11 protein-coding genes are annotated in these 13,394 nt (G+C 65.0%); 5 read left to right on the top strand and 6 right to left on the bottom strand.

The window, feature by feature from the left end; genetic code table 11:
- Nucleotides 1–12: 12 nt before the first annotated feature.
- Nucleotides 13–576 carry a cupin domain-containing protein gene (locus tag BW975_RS13965; RefSeq protein ID WP_076534943.1) on the bottom strand — a complete coding sequence of 188 codons (564 nt, stop codon included), beginning with the start codon at nucleotides 574–576 and terminating at the stop codon, nucleotides 13–15.
- 162 nt (nucleotides 577–738) lie between these two features.
- Here BW975_RS13965 and BW975_RS13970 point away from each other — a divergent pair, with 162 nt between their 5' ends.
- The 3 genes from BW975_RS13970 (at nucleotide 739) to BW975_RS13980 (ending at nucleotide 4,811) form a co-directional block, all read left to right on the top strand.
- Complete coding sequence (locus BW975_RS13970; RefSeq protein ID WP_076534944.1) at nucleotides 739–2,016, top strand: 4-aminobutyrate--2-oxoglutarate transaminase; 1,278 nt, start codon at nucleotides 739–741, stop codon at nucleotides 2,014–2,016.
- A 99-nt stretch (nucleotides 2,017–2,115) separates the two neighbouring features.
- Nucleotides 2,116–3,348, top strand: a complete 1,233-nt coding sequence (locus tag BW975_RS13975) for a putative DNA modification/repair radical SAM protein (RefSeq protein WP_076534945.1) — start codon at nucleotides 2,116–2,118, stop codon at nucleotides 3,346–3,348.
- Nucleotides 3,348–4,811 carry a UdgX family uracil-DNA binding protein gene (locus BW975_RS13980; RefSeq protein ID WP_076534946.1) on the top strand — a complete coding sequence of 488 codons (1,464 nt, stop codon included), beginning with the start codon at nucleotides 3,348–3,350 and terminating at the stop codon, nucleotides 4,809–4,811. The genes BW975_RS13975 and BW975_RS13980 overlap by 1 nt, the downstream gene beginning before the upstream one ends.
- Here BW975_RS13980 and BW975_RS13985 read toward each other — a convergent pair.
- The 4 genes from BW975_RS13985 to BW975_RS14000 all read right to left on the bottom strand — a co-directional run bounded on the left by BW975_RS13985 (nucleotide 4,782) and on the right by BW975_RS14000 (nucleotide 9,207).
- Nucleotides 4,782–5,381: a flavin reductase family protein gene (locus BW975_RS13985; RefSeq protein WP_076534947.1), complete on the bottom strand. Its 600-nt coding sequence runs from the start codon at nucleotides 5,379–5,381 to the stop codon at nucleotides 4,782–4,784. The two genes, BW975_RS13980 and BW975_RS13985, sit on opposite strands and share 30 nt — an antisense overlap.
- A 130-nt stretch (nucleotides 5,382–5,511) precedes the next feature.
- Nucleotides 5,512–6,351 carry an ABC transporter permease gene (locus BW975_RS13990; RefSeq protein WP_076534948.1) on the bottom strand — a complete coding sequence of 280 codons (840 nt, stop codon included), beginning with the start codon at nucleotides 6,349–6,351 and terminating at the stop codon, nucleotides 5,512–5,514.
- Nucleotides 6,348–7,391, bottom strand: a complete 1,044-nt coding sequence (locus BW975_RS13995) for an ABC transporter permease (protein ID WP_076534949.1) — start codon at nucleotides 7,389–7,391, stop codon at nucleotides 6,348–6,350. The genes BW975_RS13990 and BW975_RS13995 overlap by 4 nt, the downstream gene beginning before the upstream one ends.
- Nucleotides 7,392–7,491: 100 nt before the next feature.
- Nucleotides 7,492–9,207 (bottom strand): peptide ABC transporter substrate-binding protein, encoded by a 1,716-nt coding sequence (locus tag BW975_RS14000; protein ID WP_076534950.1) that lies wholly within the window; start codon nucleotides 9,205–9,207, stop codon nucleotides 7,492–7,494.
- A gap of 323 nt (nucleotides 9,208–9,530) precedes the next feature.
- On the opposite strand from BW975_RS14000, the gene BW975_RS14005 reads away from it, so the two are divergent.
- Together BW975_RS14005 and BW975_RS14010 are read left to right on the top strand one after the other, a co-directional pair.
- Nucleotides 9,531–11,099, top strand: coding sequence for an ATP-binding cassette domain-containing protein (locus tag BW975_RS14005; protein WP_170846591.1), 1,569 nt, complete (start codon nucleotides 9,531–9,533; stop codon nucleotides 11,097–11,099).
- An 88-nt stretch (nucleotides 11,100–11,187) separates the two neighbouring features.
- Nucleotides 11,188–12,348: a M20 aminoacylase family protein gene (locus tag BW975_RS14010; RefSeq protein WP_076534952.1), complete on the top strand. Its 1,161-nt coding sequence runs from the start codon at nucleotides 11,188–11,190 to the stop codon at nucleotides 12,346–12,348.
- Here the strand turns inward: BW975_RS14010 and BW975_RS14015 are convergent.
- Complete coding sequence (locus BW975_RS14015; protein WP_076534953.1) at nucleotides 12,345–13,385, bottom strand: glycosyltransferase family 4 protein; 1,041 nt, start codon at nucleotides 13,383–13,385, stop codon at nucleotides 12,345–12,347. The two genes, BW975_RS14010 and BW975_RS14015, sit on opposite strands and share 4 nt — an antisense overlap.
- Between the last annotated feature and the right edge of the window lie 9 nt (nucleotides 13,386–13,394).

Raw genomic sequence — 13,394 nt, forward strand, 5'->3', positions numbered from 1 at the left:
CGTTCCGCATGTCTAAAATGTCGGCGGGGTGCAGGCGCTGATGATCTCGCAGGGCTCGGGGCCGACCTGGCGAAAGCGGTGGGGATTGCGGCTGTCGAAATAATAGGCATCGCCGGGGCCCAGCACCTTGCGCTGATCGCCCACCGTCACCTCGACGCGGCCCTTTACGACGATGCCGCCCTCTTCGGCCTCGTGGCCGATCATGGTGCGGCCCGTGTCGGCGCCTATCTCATACGTTTCGGCCAGGATCATCATGGCGCGGCCATAGAGCGTGGTGCCGATCTGGCGAAGGGACACACCGTTCTTGCCGATCTGGGTAAGTTCCTCGGCGGCGTAGAACACCTTGCGCTCGGCCTCGGGCTGGAACGCGAAAAACTCGGACAGGGCGATGGGAATGCCCTCTAGGATGCGCTTGAGGGCAGATACTGACGGGTTCATCTTGCCCGCCTCGATCAAAGATATGGTAGAGTTAGGGACGCCGGTTTTCTTGGCCAGTGCCCGTTGCGACAGACCCGCCTGCATGCGCACAGCGCGCAATCGCGGCCCCAACTCAAGATCACTTTTAGTGCTCGCCATGTTTTGTACCCTGAACAGTCTCCGACTGGCCCAAGCTAAATCAAGGGCTTGGCCCGCGCAAGAAACAGACTTTTGAGCCGTGACGAAACGGCGTACAGACCGTTTCATGTTCGGCAGGACGATTCCGCGCCGCAAAGCCACCATTTCTCGAAAGGATGCGTCATGTTGAACGCCGAGATCGCAGAACGCCGCACCGGCGCCATTTCGCAAGGCGTGGGCATGATGACCCAGGTCTATGCGGACCACGCCAAGAATTCCGAAGTCTGGGACGTCGAGGGCAACCGCTATATCGATTTTGCAGCAGGGATCGCCGTGGTCAACACCGGCCATTGCCACCCCAAGGTGATGCAGGCCGTGTCCGACCAGGTAGCAAAGTTCACCCATACCTGCCATCAGGTCATGCCCTACGAAAGCTATATCCGTCTGGCCGAGCGCCTGAACGACAAGGTCCCAGGCGACTTCCCGAAAAAGACCGTGTTTGTCACAACCGGCGCCGAGGCGGTCGAGAACGCGATCAAGGTCGCGCGCATTCACACGGGCCGCTCCGCCGTCATCGCCTTTGGCGGTGCCTTCCATGGCCGGACCTTCATGACCATGTCGATGACCGGCAAGGTCGCGCCCTACAAGAAGGGTTTTGGCGCGATGATGCCCGACGTCTATCACGTGCCGTTCCCGATCGATCTGCACGGTGTCAGCACCGAGGACGCGATGAGCGCGATGCACAAGCTCTTCAAGGCTGATCTGGACCCCGAGCGCGTCGCGGCCATCATCATCGAGCCCGTCCAGGGCGAGGGAGGCTTCTACCCGGCACCTGCCGAGTTGATGCGCGGTATCCGCAAGCTGTGTGACGAGCATGGCATCGTGATGATTGCCGACGAGGTCCAGACAGGGTTCGCGCGCACCGGCAACCTCTTCGCGATGCACGGCTATGACGTGGCTGCCGACATCACCACGATGGCCAAGGGCCTTGCCGGCGGTCTGCCGCTGGCGGCGCTGACGGGCCGGGCCGAGATGATGGATGCGGCGCATCCCGGCGGTTTGGGCGGCACCTATGGCGGCAACCCTCTGGGCGTTGCGGCGGCGAATGCCGTTCTGGACGTGATCGAGGAAGAGCAGCTCTGTGACCGCGCCAACGAGCTGGGCTCGCGTCTCAAGCAGCGGCTGGAGCAGATCCGCGCAAGCACGCCCGAGATGGTGGATGTACGTGGCCCCGGCTTCATGGTCGCTGCCGAGTTCAACCTGCCAGATGGCAGCGCGCCCAATCCCGACATGACCAACCGCATCCGCATGGAGGCGCTCAAGCGCGGCCTGATTCTGTTGACCTGCGGCGTCTACGGCAACGTGATCCGCTTCCTCGCGCCGATTACCATCCAGGACGAGATCTTCGCCGAGGCGATGGAAATTCTGGAAGAGTCGATCGCGGCAGCGCGCGCGGCGTAAGCGGAAATCATCCGAAAACATTCGAGGGGCGTGCCATTGGCGCGCCCCTTTCATTTTGCCGCACTTGCCGGAGAGGCATCGAGAACATATAAAGAACATATGACTCGCCAAACGCTCGATGAAAAACTCGCGATCCTGTCGGATGCTGCCAAATACGATGCCTCTTGTGCATCGTCCGGCGGCACCAAGCGGAATGCGCGGGGCGGGGGCCTCGGCTCGAATACCGGCGCTGGGATCTGCCACAGCTACGCGCCGGACGGGCGCTGCATCAGCCTGCTCAAGATCCTGATGACCAATTTCTGCATCTACGATTGCAGCTATTGCATCAACCGCGTGTCCTCGAACGTGCCCCGCGCGCGGTTTTCCGTCGATGAGGTCGTCAAGCTGACCATCGAGTTCTATCGGCGCAATTATATCGAGGGGCTGTTCCTGTCGTCGGGCGTCATCCGCTCGCCCGATGCCACCATGTCGGACATGGTGCAGATCGCGCGAAAACTGCGCCATGAGGAGCATTTCAAGGGCTATATCCATCTCAAGACCATTCCGGACGCCGCGCCTGAACTGATCGCCGAAGCGGGCCTGTTGTCCGACCGCCTCTCGATCAACGTCGAGCTGCCCACCGATGCCGCCGTGCAAACCTATGCGCCCGAAAAGAACCCCGGCCAGATCCGCCGCGCCATGGCAGATGTGCGCCAGCGCCGCGAAAATGCCAAGGATCGCAGCCATACTGGCAAACGCCCGCCGAAATTCGCCCCCGCCGGGCAATCGACCCAAGTGATCGTGGGCGCCGATGGTTCGACCGATGCGACAATCCTCGGGCAATCCACGCGGCTCTATTCCGGCTATGGGCTGCGACGGGTTTACTATTCGGCCTTCTCGCCGATACCCGACAGCTCGGCCAAATTGCCGCTGATCAGCCCGCCCTTGCAGCGCGAGCATCGGCTCTATCAGGCGGATTGGTTGCTGCGGTTCTATGGTTTCGATGTGGACGAGATCACCTCGGTCACGCCCGACGGCAACCTTGACCTCGATATCGACCCCAAGCTGGCCTGGGCATTGCAACATCGCGGGCTTTTCCCGCTGGATGTGAACAGTGCCAGTCGCGAATTGCTGCTGCGCGTGCCGGGCTTCGGCGTCAAGACGGTGAACCGCATCCTCACGACGCGGCGCCATCGCCATATCCGCTACGAGGATATCGCGCGCATGGGGGCCTCGATGAAAAAGGCGGGCGCTTTCGTCATGGCGGGCGGCTGGACGCCGGGCAGCTTGACCGACAGCGCCAATCTGCGTGCGCGCTTCGCACCGCCGCCGGAACAGATGAGCCTTTTTTGATGCGGCAGGTGATGGTGCCGCTCATCGGGGCCGCCGGTATTTGGCGCGATGCGGCGCGGGGCCTCTTGGCCGAGGGTGTGCCGCCCCATGAGGTGCTGTGGAACGCCGAAGGGCAGGATGAGGCGCCAGATCTTTTTGGGGGCGATGCGCGGCCCGCACGCGGTGGCAGCGACATCACGGTGCCGCGCAGTTTCATAGCGCTGGCCGGTAGCGTCTGTTTTCACAATGACCCGCAGCGGTTTGCACGGCTTTATGCCTTTCTATGGCGGCTGCGTTCCGCCCCGCACCTGATGTCGGACCGCGCCGATCCCGATCTGGCCAAGCTGCGCGTGATGGAAAAGGCGGTGCATCGCTGTCGCCACAAGATGCGCGCCTTTGTCCGTTTTCGCGAGATTGACGCGCCGGGCGCGAACCGGCGCAGCTTTGCCGCATGGTTCGAGCCGACGCATTACACGCTGGAAATGAACACCGCGTTCTTCCGCGACCGCTTTGCCGATATGAACTGGCGCATCGTGACGCCTGACGTGACGGCGACTTACGATGGCAGAACCGTGACGCTGGCGCCGGGCCAGCCTGCGCCGAACCTGCCCGAGGATGCCAGCGAGGAGTTGTGGCTCACCTACTTCCGCAACATTTTCAACCCTGCAAGGCTGAAGGTCAGCGCGATGACATCGGAGATGCCGCGCAAATACTGGAAGAACCTGCCCGAGGCTGCCGCCATCCCCGAGATGATTGCAGGCGCCGCAGCCCGCGCGCGCGAGATGGCGGCCGCCGCGCCCACCTTGCCGCCTATCCGTGCCGCGCGCGCTCAGGCGCAGCTGGCCGCGCATAAATCAGCATGGGTCGATACCGGCGCGGGGCTCGAGGCCGAAATTCGTGCCTGCTCGCGCTGCCCTCTGCATTGCAATGCAACGCAGGCGGTTTGCGGCGAAGGCCCGCAAGAAACGCGGCTGATGATCGTGGGCGAACAGCCGGGCGATCAGGAGGATCTGGCCGGGCGGCCCTTTGTCGGCCCTGCGGGGCAGCTGTTCAGCCGCGTGGCCGAGGAGGCCGGGTTGGATCGCGGCGCTGCGTATCTCACTAACGCCGTCAAGCATTTCAAGCATATTCCGCGCGGGCGGCGGCGCATCCACCAACGCCCTGATGCGGGCGAGGTGGAGCAGTGCAAATGGTGGCTCGAGGCGGAAATTGCGCGCGCCAAGCCGCAACTGATCCTGGGCATGGGCGCCACTGCCGCGCTGGCGCTGACCGGATCTGGCGATGCGATCACGCGGCGACGCGGCCGCGTCGAGCGTGGTGTGATGGGCCACAACGTGTTGCTGACGCTTCATCCATCCTACCTCTTGCGCCTGCAGGACGAAAATGTGCGCGCCAAGGCGACCGTTGATTTCCGCGCGGATCTCGCGTTGGCCGCCCGGCTGGCGCAGGGCAGCTCAGGCTTTGGGGCGGCCCAGCTCCCATGAGGCGGTAACGGTGCTGTAATCGCGGTAGCCCATCCGTGCGATGGGCCGGGCACCAACGGTGTCAAAGCGTCCATCCTTGATGAACTCGTCGCGGATATGGGTCTGGACGACTTCGCCGATCACCATGAAGCGATCGAGCAATGTGCCGTGCCGGTCGCTCAGCTGCCTGACCTCGAGCGTCACGCATTCCAGCGCCGCAGGGCTGGCCGCAACAAAGGGCGTGCGGATGACGACTGGCTGCCCTTGCTCGACCTGCGCCAACTCAAACTCACTGACACCTGAGGGCTGGGGCGTGGAAGAGATGTTCATCTCGTCCTTCAGCGCCTCGGTGGCGAGGGAGAACGTGAATTCGCCCTGCTCGCGCGCGTAGGTGGCCGAGTGCTTGGCACCTTCGCTTGAGAACATGACCATGTCCGGATCTGACCCGATGGCGTTGAAGAATGAGTAGGGCGCAAGATTGGTCAATCCGCCCGGATCCAGCGTACCGATCCAGCCGATGGGGCGCGGCGTGATGATGGCCTTGAATGGATTATGCGGTAGCGCTTCGGGCCGGTCATCGCCGTAATGCATGGTAAACTCCTGAAAAATATTAGGTGAGGACATCCTAGAGCGTCCCTGAGATGTGTCGAGATGCCCGTCCGCTTTATCGGCCTGGGATTTGGGTATTTTCACCAAGAAAAAGTTGGGCGATGACGCCGTTTCAGCGGTGGCGACCCTTGTAGGGGTCAGCAAGGTCGCGCCACAGATCTGCCAAAAGCGTCGCGGCCAGCGCCGTTGCGGTAATCAGCGCCCCGGGCCAGAGTGCGCGGCCCGGATGGGTTCCCAGATGCGCGGTGCCGTCATGCAAAAGCCGCCCCCAGCTGGCCATATCGGGCGGAAAGCCCAGGCCGAGAAAACTGAGTGCGCTTTCCATCAAGATCGCAGACGCCATGGCGAGCGCTGCCGAGACCCCGAGGGGCGCCGCAATGGCGGGCAGGATGTGGCGCCAGATCATCTGCGGAAGCCGCGTGCCGGTGCTGCGCGCGGCGCGGATGAAATCGCGCTGCGCCAGTGTTTGCACCTCGGCGCAAAGAATGCGGGCAGGCGCCATCCAGCTGGTCGCGCCGATCGCCACGGTGATCAACACGAAGAGACCCGCCTCGGCGCCCATCGCCGCGGACAGCGGCGCGCGAAATAGCGTGGCCGCGATCAGGAGGAGCGGCAGCAGCGGCAGCGCCAGGAAGAGATCGGTCAACCGCATCAGAGGGCCATTCAGGCGGCGCGAAAGCCCGCCCGCGATGCCGATGGCGGCCCCAAGCGTCAGCGAGATGCCCATTGCCGTCAGCCCGACCGCCAGCGACAGCCGCCCACCCGCCATCAGCCGGGCCAGCGCGTCGCGGCCCAGCTGATCGGTGCCGAGCGGATGCGCGGGGCTGGCTCCTTGACTGCGCGCCGCCAGATCCACTGCGCCCGGAGACACGCTCCAAACAAGCGGGCCGATCAGCACGAAAGCCGCGATGGCGCCCAGAAGTGCTGCGCCGAGGGGCAGGCGGCGCGTCATGATATATCGCCCCTTATGACCTTGTAGGGCCCGCCCTCTGCCGCCAGACGCGGATCGAGCCAGGGCAGAGCGATATCCGCGATCAGGTTGGCCAGCACGATGAAGACCGCGATGAGCGCCGTGATGGTCTGCACCGTGGGCAGGTCCGTCGCCTTGAGCGATGTGATCAGCAGCTGGCCGATGCCGTTCACGCCGAAGATCGCCTCGGTGATGATCGCGCCGGCGAAGATCTGGGGCGCGCCAAGCGCGATTGTCGGCACCACCGGGATCAAAGAATTGCGCAGGCCGTGCCCCCAGATTACACGCCTTTCGCTGAGCCCCTTGGCGCGTGCCGCGCGAATATGATCCTGTTCAAGCGTGTCGAGCATCGCCGCACGCATATAGCGCGTTATCTGGGCCGTGGTCTGGAGACTGAGCACCAGGACGGGCAGGGCCATTTGGCCGATTTGTGCCAGAAGGCTGTCCCAATCCGTCACCGCCAGCGTCGTGTCATAGACCGAGGGCGCCCAGCCTAGCTGCACCGCAAAGACATAGATCAACACCGCGGCGGTGAAAAACGGCGGCAGCGCATAACCGAGCGCGGCGATGGCCGTGCCGATCCGGTCCAAAAATCCGCCCCGCCGCCGTGCGGAGGCCACCCCGAGGCCGATCGCGGCCAAGCTGCCCAGTATGTAGGCCAGGCCGACGACGAGGGCCGTTTGCGGCAGGCGCTGACCGATCAGCTCCATCACCGGTGCTCGGGTCTGCCAGCCGAGGATGCGCGGCGCCCCGGCCGTCATCTGCGTGCCCAGAATTGCATCAAGCGCTACGCCCGGCTCGATAATCAGCATCTGGCTGAGCCACAGGAAAAAGCGCGTCACGGCGGAGGCGTCGAGGCCGAGCGCGCGGCGCATCGCGTCCCGGACATCCTCGGGGATGGTCATGGGTAGATCGGCCATCGGATCGCCCGGCGCCAGTTCCAGCAGGGCAAAGATCACTGCCCAAATGATCAGGAGTGTCGGCAGGGCCATTGCGAGGCGGCGAAGAAGGTAGGATCGCATATCTTGGCGGCGCCTTCAGGGTGATCTGCGGTGATGCGAATGTGGCGGCAACCTTAGGGCGCTGGCGGCGCGCTTGGCAATGCGTGCCGCACCTGCCCCGCTAGTCAGGCAGACGGTGCCAATCGGCGATGTTCCACAGCTCGCTGTCCCAGGCGTTGATGCGCACGCCCTCCAGGCTGTTCGCATGGGCCGAGACGCGGCCACGGTCGATCAGCGGCACAACGACATATTGCTGCACCAGCATGTCGTTCAGCGTACGCGCAATGGCCGCACGGTCCATCGTGCCTGTCGTGCTGGATAGCTGCGCGAGCAGCGCATCATAGGCTGGATCGCACCAATGCCCGATATTGCGCCCTTGCCAGCCGTTCTGTGGGTTGGGCGCGCTATCACAGGACCAGCCCGACAAATACGCCTCGGGGTCTGGCCCGTCGGAGGCGCCCGCATACATCTGGATATCGGCGTTGAATTTCTGAAGCGTGTCGGGGCTGCCGCTATCGCCACCAAAGAAAACTGCGGCCTCGACCGCGCGTAATTCGGTGCGCGCGCCGATCTGGCGCCACCATTCCTTGGCGAGGGTCTGGAAATCCTGCCGCACCGCGTTGGTCGAGGTCAGGAATGTCAGCTCCAGTTCCTGCCCGGCGCGTTCGCGCACCCCGTCCCCGTCGCTGTCAATCCAGCCACTGCTGTCGAGAAGAGCGCGGGCCGCTTTCATATCCTGCCGCTCGCAGCCGCTATTGGCGTCCGATGCATAAAGAGGCGGGCCGGGCAGGATGTTGCAAGCGGGGCGCCCTGCGGGGCCATAGCCGATCTCGGACATGATGCTGCGATCGAGCGCCAGAGCCAGCGCGCGCCGTACGGCCCTGTCGGCCAGAACATCGTTGGGGGCGTCGCCCGTGGCACTTTCGCCGGGCTCGCGAAGATTGAATGCCAGACGTTCGACCAGCGTCGAGAAGGCCGTTACCACCTGTCCGCGCCCGCGCGCCTCCATCGGGCCCAGCACATCGGGCGCCAGTTGCAGGTTCCACGCATAATCGAACTCGCCCGTCTCCAGCACGGCGCGCCCCGCGGCCATGGCGCTGCCGCCGCCTTTCAGCATGACGGTGGCGAACGCGGGCTTGCCCGGTGTTCGAAATCGGTCATTCGCTTCAAACAAGGCCGCGTCGCCGGGGCGAAACTCGGTCACGCGGTAAGGGCCGGTACCGATGGGCGCAAAATTGGCGTCGCTACACCCGGCAGCGGCGGGGCCGAGGCACTCCGCAAACTGCGCCGCCTGCAGAATTGGCGTCTGCGGGCCGACGAAGGCGGAATAGGGGTAGGGCTTTGGGGTCGTGAAGTGGATTATGGCGGTCTGCGCGTCCGGCGTCTCGATCCGGTCGATATCGCGAAAGCTTTCAACCTGTGCACAGCCTGCGCCCGGCGCGGTGCAGTAGCGATGGGTAAAGGCGATGTCCGAGGAGGTGACCTGACTGCCATCCGACCACACGAGGCCGGGCTTCAGCCGCCATGTGATGCTGCGCATGTCCTCTGCCACGTCGCCGTTTTCCGCGGTGGGGATGCGCTGGACGAGCCACGGGATCATCTCGCCTTCGGGCGACAGACGCGCCAAGGGTTCCAGCACGGGAGAGGCGGCTTCGACATCTTTGATACCGCCCGACAGATACGGATTCAGCGTCGAGGGAGCCTGCCAGTAAAAGAGGCGCAGCTGCCCGTCTTGCCCACGCTGGCCATCCGCGGCGTGGCTGTCGCCGGGGGCGATTGCCCAAAGGGCCGATGCGATGACGATTGCGCCAAGCGCTCTGCCAAGCCTTGCGGTCATCCGGACCTCCTTTCGGGTCATTGAACGGTCGCACCACCCATGGCGAGCGGCGCTTTTCAGGGAGCGATCTTGGCCACGCGACAGAAGGCGTCTTGCCGACAATCCGCGCAGGTCTTTTCTACCCTTATCGTTCATCGTGCTTGGAATGACAGTCGGGTTCGGCAAAATTCGCGTGAAATGCGAAAGAAATAGCTCACAGCTTTGATTTCCATTGGCATTTCCTATGACCTCGGACCAGCGCATAGCGTCTGATGCGTGACAGTTCTGACGCGCTGCGCCATGTTGGGGCGGCGTCTTGCGCTGATTTTTCTATGAGGTCGCCGGTGACACTGTTGCGGATCGAAGATCTGACCTTGCGTCATGCGGGCGCTGCGGTGCCTGCGGTCATGCAAGCGACGCTCGAGATCGCGCCCGGCGCCGCGGTCAGTCTGATCGGGCCTTCGGGCGCGGGCAAGACGGCGCTGGTCGGGGCTTTGATGAGATTGGCCCCAAGGGCCGAGATTTCGGGACGGGCGCTCTGGCAAGGGACCGAGGGGCAAATGACGGACCTTCTGGCGCTGCCGCCGGCGCGGATGCGCGCAGTATGTGGGCGCGAGATCGGCATGGTCTTTCAGGATCCTGCAACGGCGCTCAGCCCTGTGATGCGGATCGGCACCCAACTGACGGAGGGGATGCGCGCGCATCTGGGCATTGGCGCGCGTGCCGCCCAAGCGCGCGCCATCGCCTTGCTGAGGCGGGTCGGGCTGAGCCATCCAGAGGCGATCGCCCGCGCCTATCCGCACCAGCTTTCGGGTGGGATGCGCCAGCGTGCGCATATCGCCATTGCGCTCGCCTCTGCGCCGCGCCTTCTAATCGCGGACGAGCCGACGACAGCGCTCGACGGCCCGCTTCGGGCGGGCATCCTGGATCTGCTCGACAGCTTGCGGCGCGAGACGGGAATGGCGCTGCTGACAGTCACGCATGACATGGAATCGGTGCGGCGCCTTGGTGGGCAGGTGGTGGTGATGGAGGCAGGGCGCATTGTCGAAACGGGCGGAACCGACGAGGTGATGTCCGCGCCCCGCGCGACCACGACGCGCGCGCTGATCGATGCGGCGCAACTCGGGCGCGCGCCCATATGCGCGGCCGGCGCGCCGGTTCTGGACATCCGCGATCTGACACTCCGCTACGGGGGCGGCGCGCCTACACTGCAAGAGGTCAGCCTGACTGTCCGCCGGGGGCAGACGCTGGCGCTGATCGGTGCATCTGGCAGCGGTAAGTCAACGCTTGCGCGCGCCGCTCTGGGGCTTGAACGGGCGCAGATGGGCGATGTACGTATCTGCGGCACCGCGATCCGCGGGCTGGGCACGCGGGCGATGCGGCAGCTGCAGGCACATGTCCAGATGGTGTTTCAGGATCCGGTCACGTCGCTTGATCCGCGCCGTGCCCTTGGGCGGCAGGTGGCTGACCCTTTGATCAACTACGGACGCTCGGCGCCGAAGGCCCGTATCGCCGGGTTGTTCACTCGGGTTGGTTTGCCGGTCGATCTGATGGATCGCCTGCCGCATGAAGTATCGGGTGGACAGCGCCAGCGCGCGGCGATCGCGCGCGCACTGGCGCTTGAGCCGGATATCCTGGTGGTGGATGAGGGGCTGTCGGCGCTCGATACCGTGCAGGCAGCGGGCATTCTTGCGCTGCTGCGCGCCGAACAGGCGCGGCGCGGCCTTGGCATACTTTTCATCACCCATGATCTGCGCGCCGCTCGTGCCATCGCGCACCGGATCGCGGTGATGGATGCGGGACGCATCGTGGAGGAGGGGCCGGCGTTCGACGTTTTGAATGCACCGCGGCACACCCATACCCGCGCCCTCGTCGCCGCCAGTGCGCTGACGGCGACGGCCGAGGCCGGGTAGCGCCATTCGCCTCTTTACGCGGCCTTCCGCGCGGTTCATCCTCGGCCCCAGCGCGCGGCCCCGGTGAGCCCCGCCAAGGAGACAGCCCATGCCGATCAAGAACCGCTTTGCCGAGACCCATGCCGACATCACCGCATGGCGCCGCGACATCCACGCCAACCCCGAACTGATGTTCGACACCCATCGCACCAGTGCGCTGGTCGAGCAGAAGCTGCGGGAGTTCGGCTGCGACGATGTGGTGACCGGCCTTGGGCGTACCGGTGTCGTCGGCGTGATCAAGGGGCGGGCCAGCGCGTCCGGCAAGGTCGTGGGGCTGCGCGCGGATATGGACGCGCTGCCGATCCATGAGACCACAGGCGCCGCCTATGCCAGCGCGGTGCCGGGCAAGATGCATGCCTGTGGGCATGACGGGCATACTGCGATGCTGCTGGGCGCCGCACAATACCTGGCCGAGACGCGCAATTTCGACGGCACGGCCGTCGTCATCTTTCAGCCCGCCGAAGAGGGCGGCGGCGGCGCCGACGTGATGTGTAAAGATGGCCTGATGGAGCGTTTCGGCATTCAGGAAGTCTATGGCATGCATAACTGGCCAGGTGTTTCGGCGGGCACTTTCGCCATCCGGCCCGGCGGGTTTTTCGCCTCGACGGATGAGTTCGAGATCACCGTAACCGGGCAGGGCGGCCACGCGGCCAAGCCGCATGAGGGCGTCGATCCCATCGTGATGTCGGCGCATCTGGTCACGATGCTCCAGACGATCACCAGCCGGAACGCTGACCCGACCGAGCAGATGGTCGTCTCGGTCACCTCCATCGAATCGCTGACAAAGGCGCTGAATGTTATTCCCGGTTCGGTTCATCTCAAGGGCACGGTGCGCACGCTGAATAACGAGATGCGCGCGCTGGCCGAGACGCGCATTCGCGGCATTTGTGAGCATTTGGGCGCGGCGATGGGCGGCTCTGCCGAGCTTGAGTTCCGCTCTGGCTATCCGGTGATGGTGAACCACCCCGCGCAAACTGATTTCGCCGCCGATGTCGCGCGCGGCATCGCGGGCGATTGTGCCGAAGCGCCACTGGTCATGGGCGGCGAGGATTTCGCCTACATGCTGGAAGAGCGTCCCGGCGCCTATATACTCGTCGGCAATGGCGATACCGCCGCGGTGCATAACTCGGACTATGATTTCAACGATGAGATCATTCCCGCCGGGTGCAGCTGGTGGGCCGAGATCGTCGAGCGGCGGATGCCCGTCTAGGCGTCGCCGCGCCACATGGCGTCATAGACCGCGCCGATGCCGTCGGCCTCGCGCGCGACGCTGAACCGCTCTAGCGCGGTTTTGCGCGCGGCCTCCGCCATGGCGGCGTGACGCTTGGGGTCGCGCAAAAGCGCGCCGATCGCGGTTGCCGCGTCTTCGGCATCCTTCACCAGCCATCCGGTGGTCTCGCCCGCGCTGAAATCGCGGTAATATCCAGCCTCTGTGGCGATGAAAGGCACACCGCTCGCCATACCTTCGAGCGGGGCCATGCCATAGCCTTCGTAGAGCGGCATTTGCACGACCATCGACAGGCTGCGCATGAGAGCCGGCAGCGCTTCGGGCGCGATCTCGCCGGGAAAGAGGATCCGATCTTGCAAGTTCGCCCTGGCCACTTGCGCCTTCAACCCTTGCAAAAACGCATGATCCTTGCGGCCCGCACGGCCGAGGACCAAGGCAGTGACACCCGGATGGTGCGGCAGAAGGCGCAGCATCGCCGCGACGAACCGGTCGGTTCCCTTCTCGGGGCGGATTCGCCCGATCGTGGCGATGCCGCGCGTGCCGGGATAGCCCGTGACGCGCCAGTCCGAGGCGCGGTCGCGCGCAGGGGTATACAATTCGCAATCGACGCCGTGGGGCACGACGGCGCGCACATGCGGCACGAAGTCGGCCGCGCGCTGCGTCGTGGCGATGACCGCATCCATGCGCGAGATCAGCCAGCGGGGCAGCGCCGAATGGCGGCGCTGCGCGGCGGAGGTAAAGACGATGCGGATGGGCAGGCGCAGCACGTCGCGCGCCCAGAGCGCGGCGCGCATTTCCGTATTGCGGCGCACATGCCAGATGGCAAAATCGCGGCCCTCTGGCGGGCGCCGGGTCAGGCGCCGGGCCTCGGCCACGCTGATCGGGGCGGGGCAGCCGGGCAGGGGCCGCCCCGCCAGCGCCAGATCATAGCGCGGCGCCTGCGCGCGCAGCACGCCGGCCGCCGTCGCCGACACGCCGGTGAAATTGCGGTTGAAATTGGTGACGATCAACTCGGTCACGGCGCGCTC

Origin of the sequence: Roseovarius nanhaiticus (genome assembly GCF_900156535.1) — a bacterium.
Lineage (GTDB): Bacteria > Pseudomonadota > Alphaproteobacteria > Rhodobacterales > Rhodobacteraceae > Roseovarius > Roseovarius nanhaiticus.

What these genes read in the sequence shown, in the direction of transcription:
- BW975_RS14010 (WP_076534952.1), top strand. Translation starts at nt 11,188, where the DNA reads ATGCCGATCAAGAACCGCTTTGCCGAGACCCATGCCGACATCACCGCA.
- BW975_RS13985 (WP_076534947.1), bottom strand. Translation starts at nt 5,381, where the DNA reads ATGCATTACGGCGATGACCGGCCCGAAGCGCTACCGCATAATCCATTC.
- BW975_RS14000 (WP_076534950.1), bottom strand. Translation starts at nt 9,207, where the DNA reads ATGACCGCAAGGCTTGGCAGAGCGCTTGGCGCAATCGTCATCGCATCG.
- BW975_RS13965 (WP_076534943.1), bottom strand. Translation starts at nt 576, where the DNA reads ATGGCGAGCACTAAAAGTGATCTTGAGTTGGGGCCGCGATTGCGCGCT.
- BW975_RS13990 (WP_076534948.1), bottom strand. Translation starts at nt 6,351, where the DNA reads ATGACGCGCCGCCTGCCCCTCGGCGCAGCACTTCTGGGCGCCATCGCG.
- BW975_RS13975 (WP_076534945.1), top strand. Translation starts at nt 2,116, where the DNA reads ATGACTCGCCAAACGCTCGATGAAAAACTCGCGATCCTGTCGGATGCT.
- BW975_RS13970 (WP_076534944.1), top strand. Translation starts at nt 739, where the DNA reads ATGTTGAACGCCGAGATCGCAGAACGCCGCACCGGCGCCATTTCGCAA.
- BW975_RS13995 (WP_076534949.1), bottom strand. Translation starts at nt 7,391, where the DNA reads ATGCGATCCTACCTTCTTCGCCGCCTCGCAATGGCCCTGCCGACACTC.
- BW975_RS13980 (WP_076534946.1), top strand. Translation starts at nt 3,348, where the DNA reads ATGCGGCAGGTGATGGTGCCGCTCATCGGGGCCGCCGGTATTTGGCGC.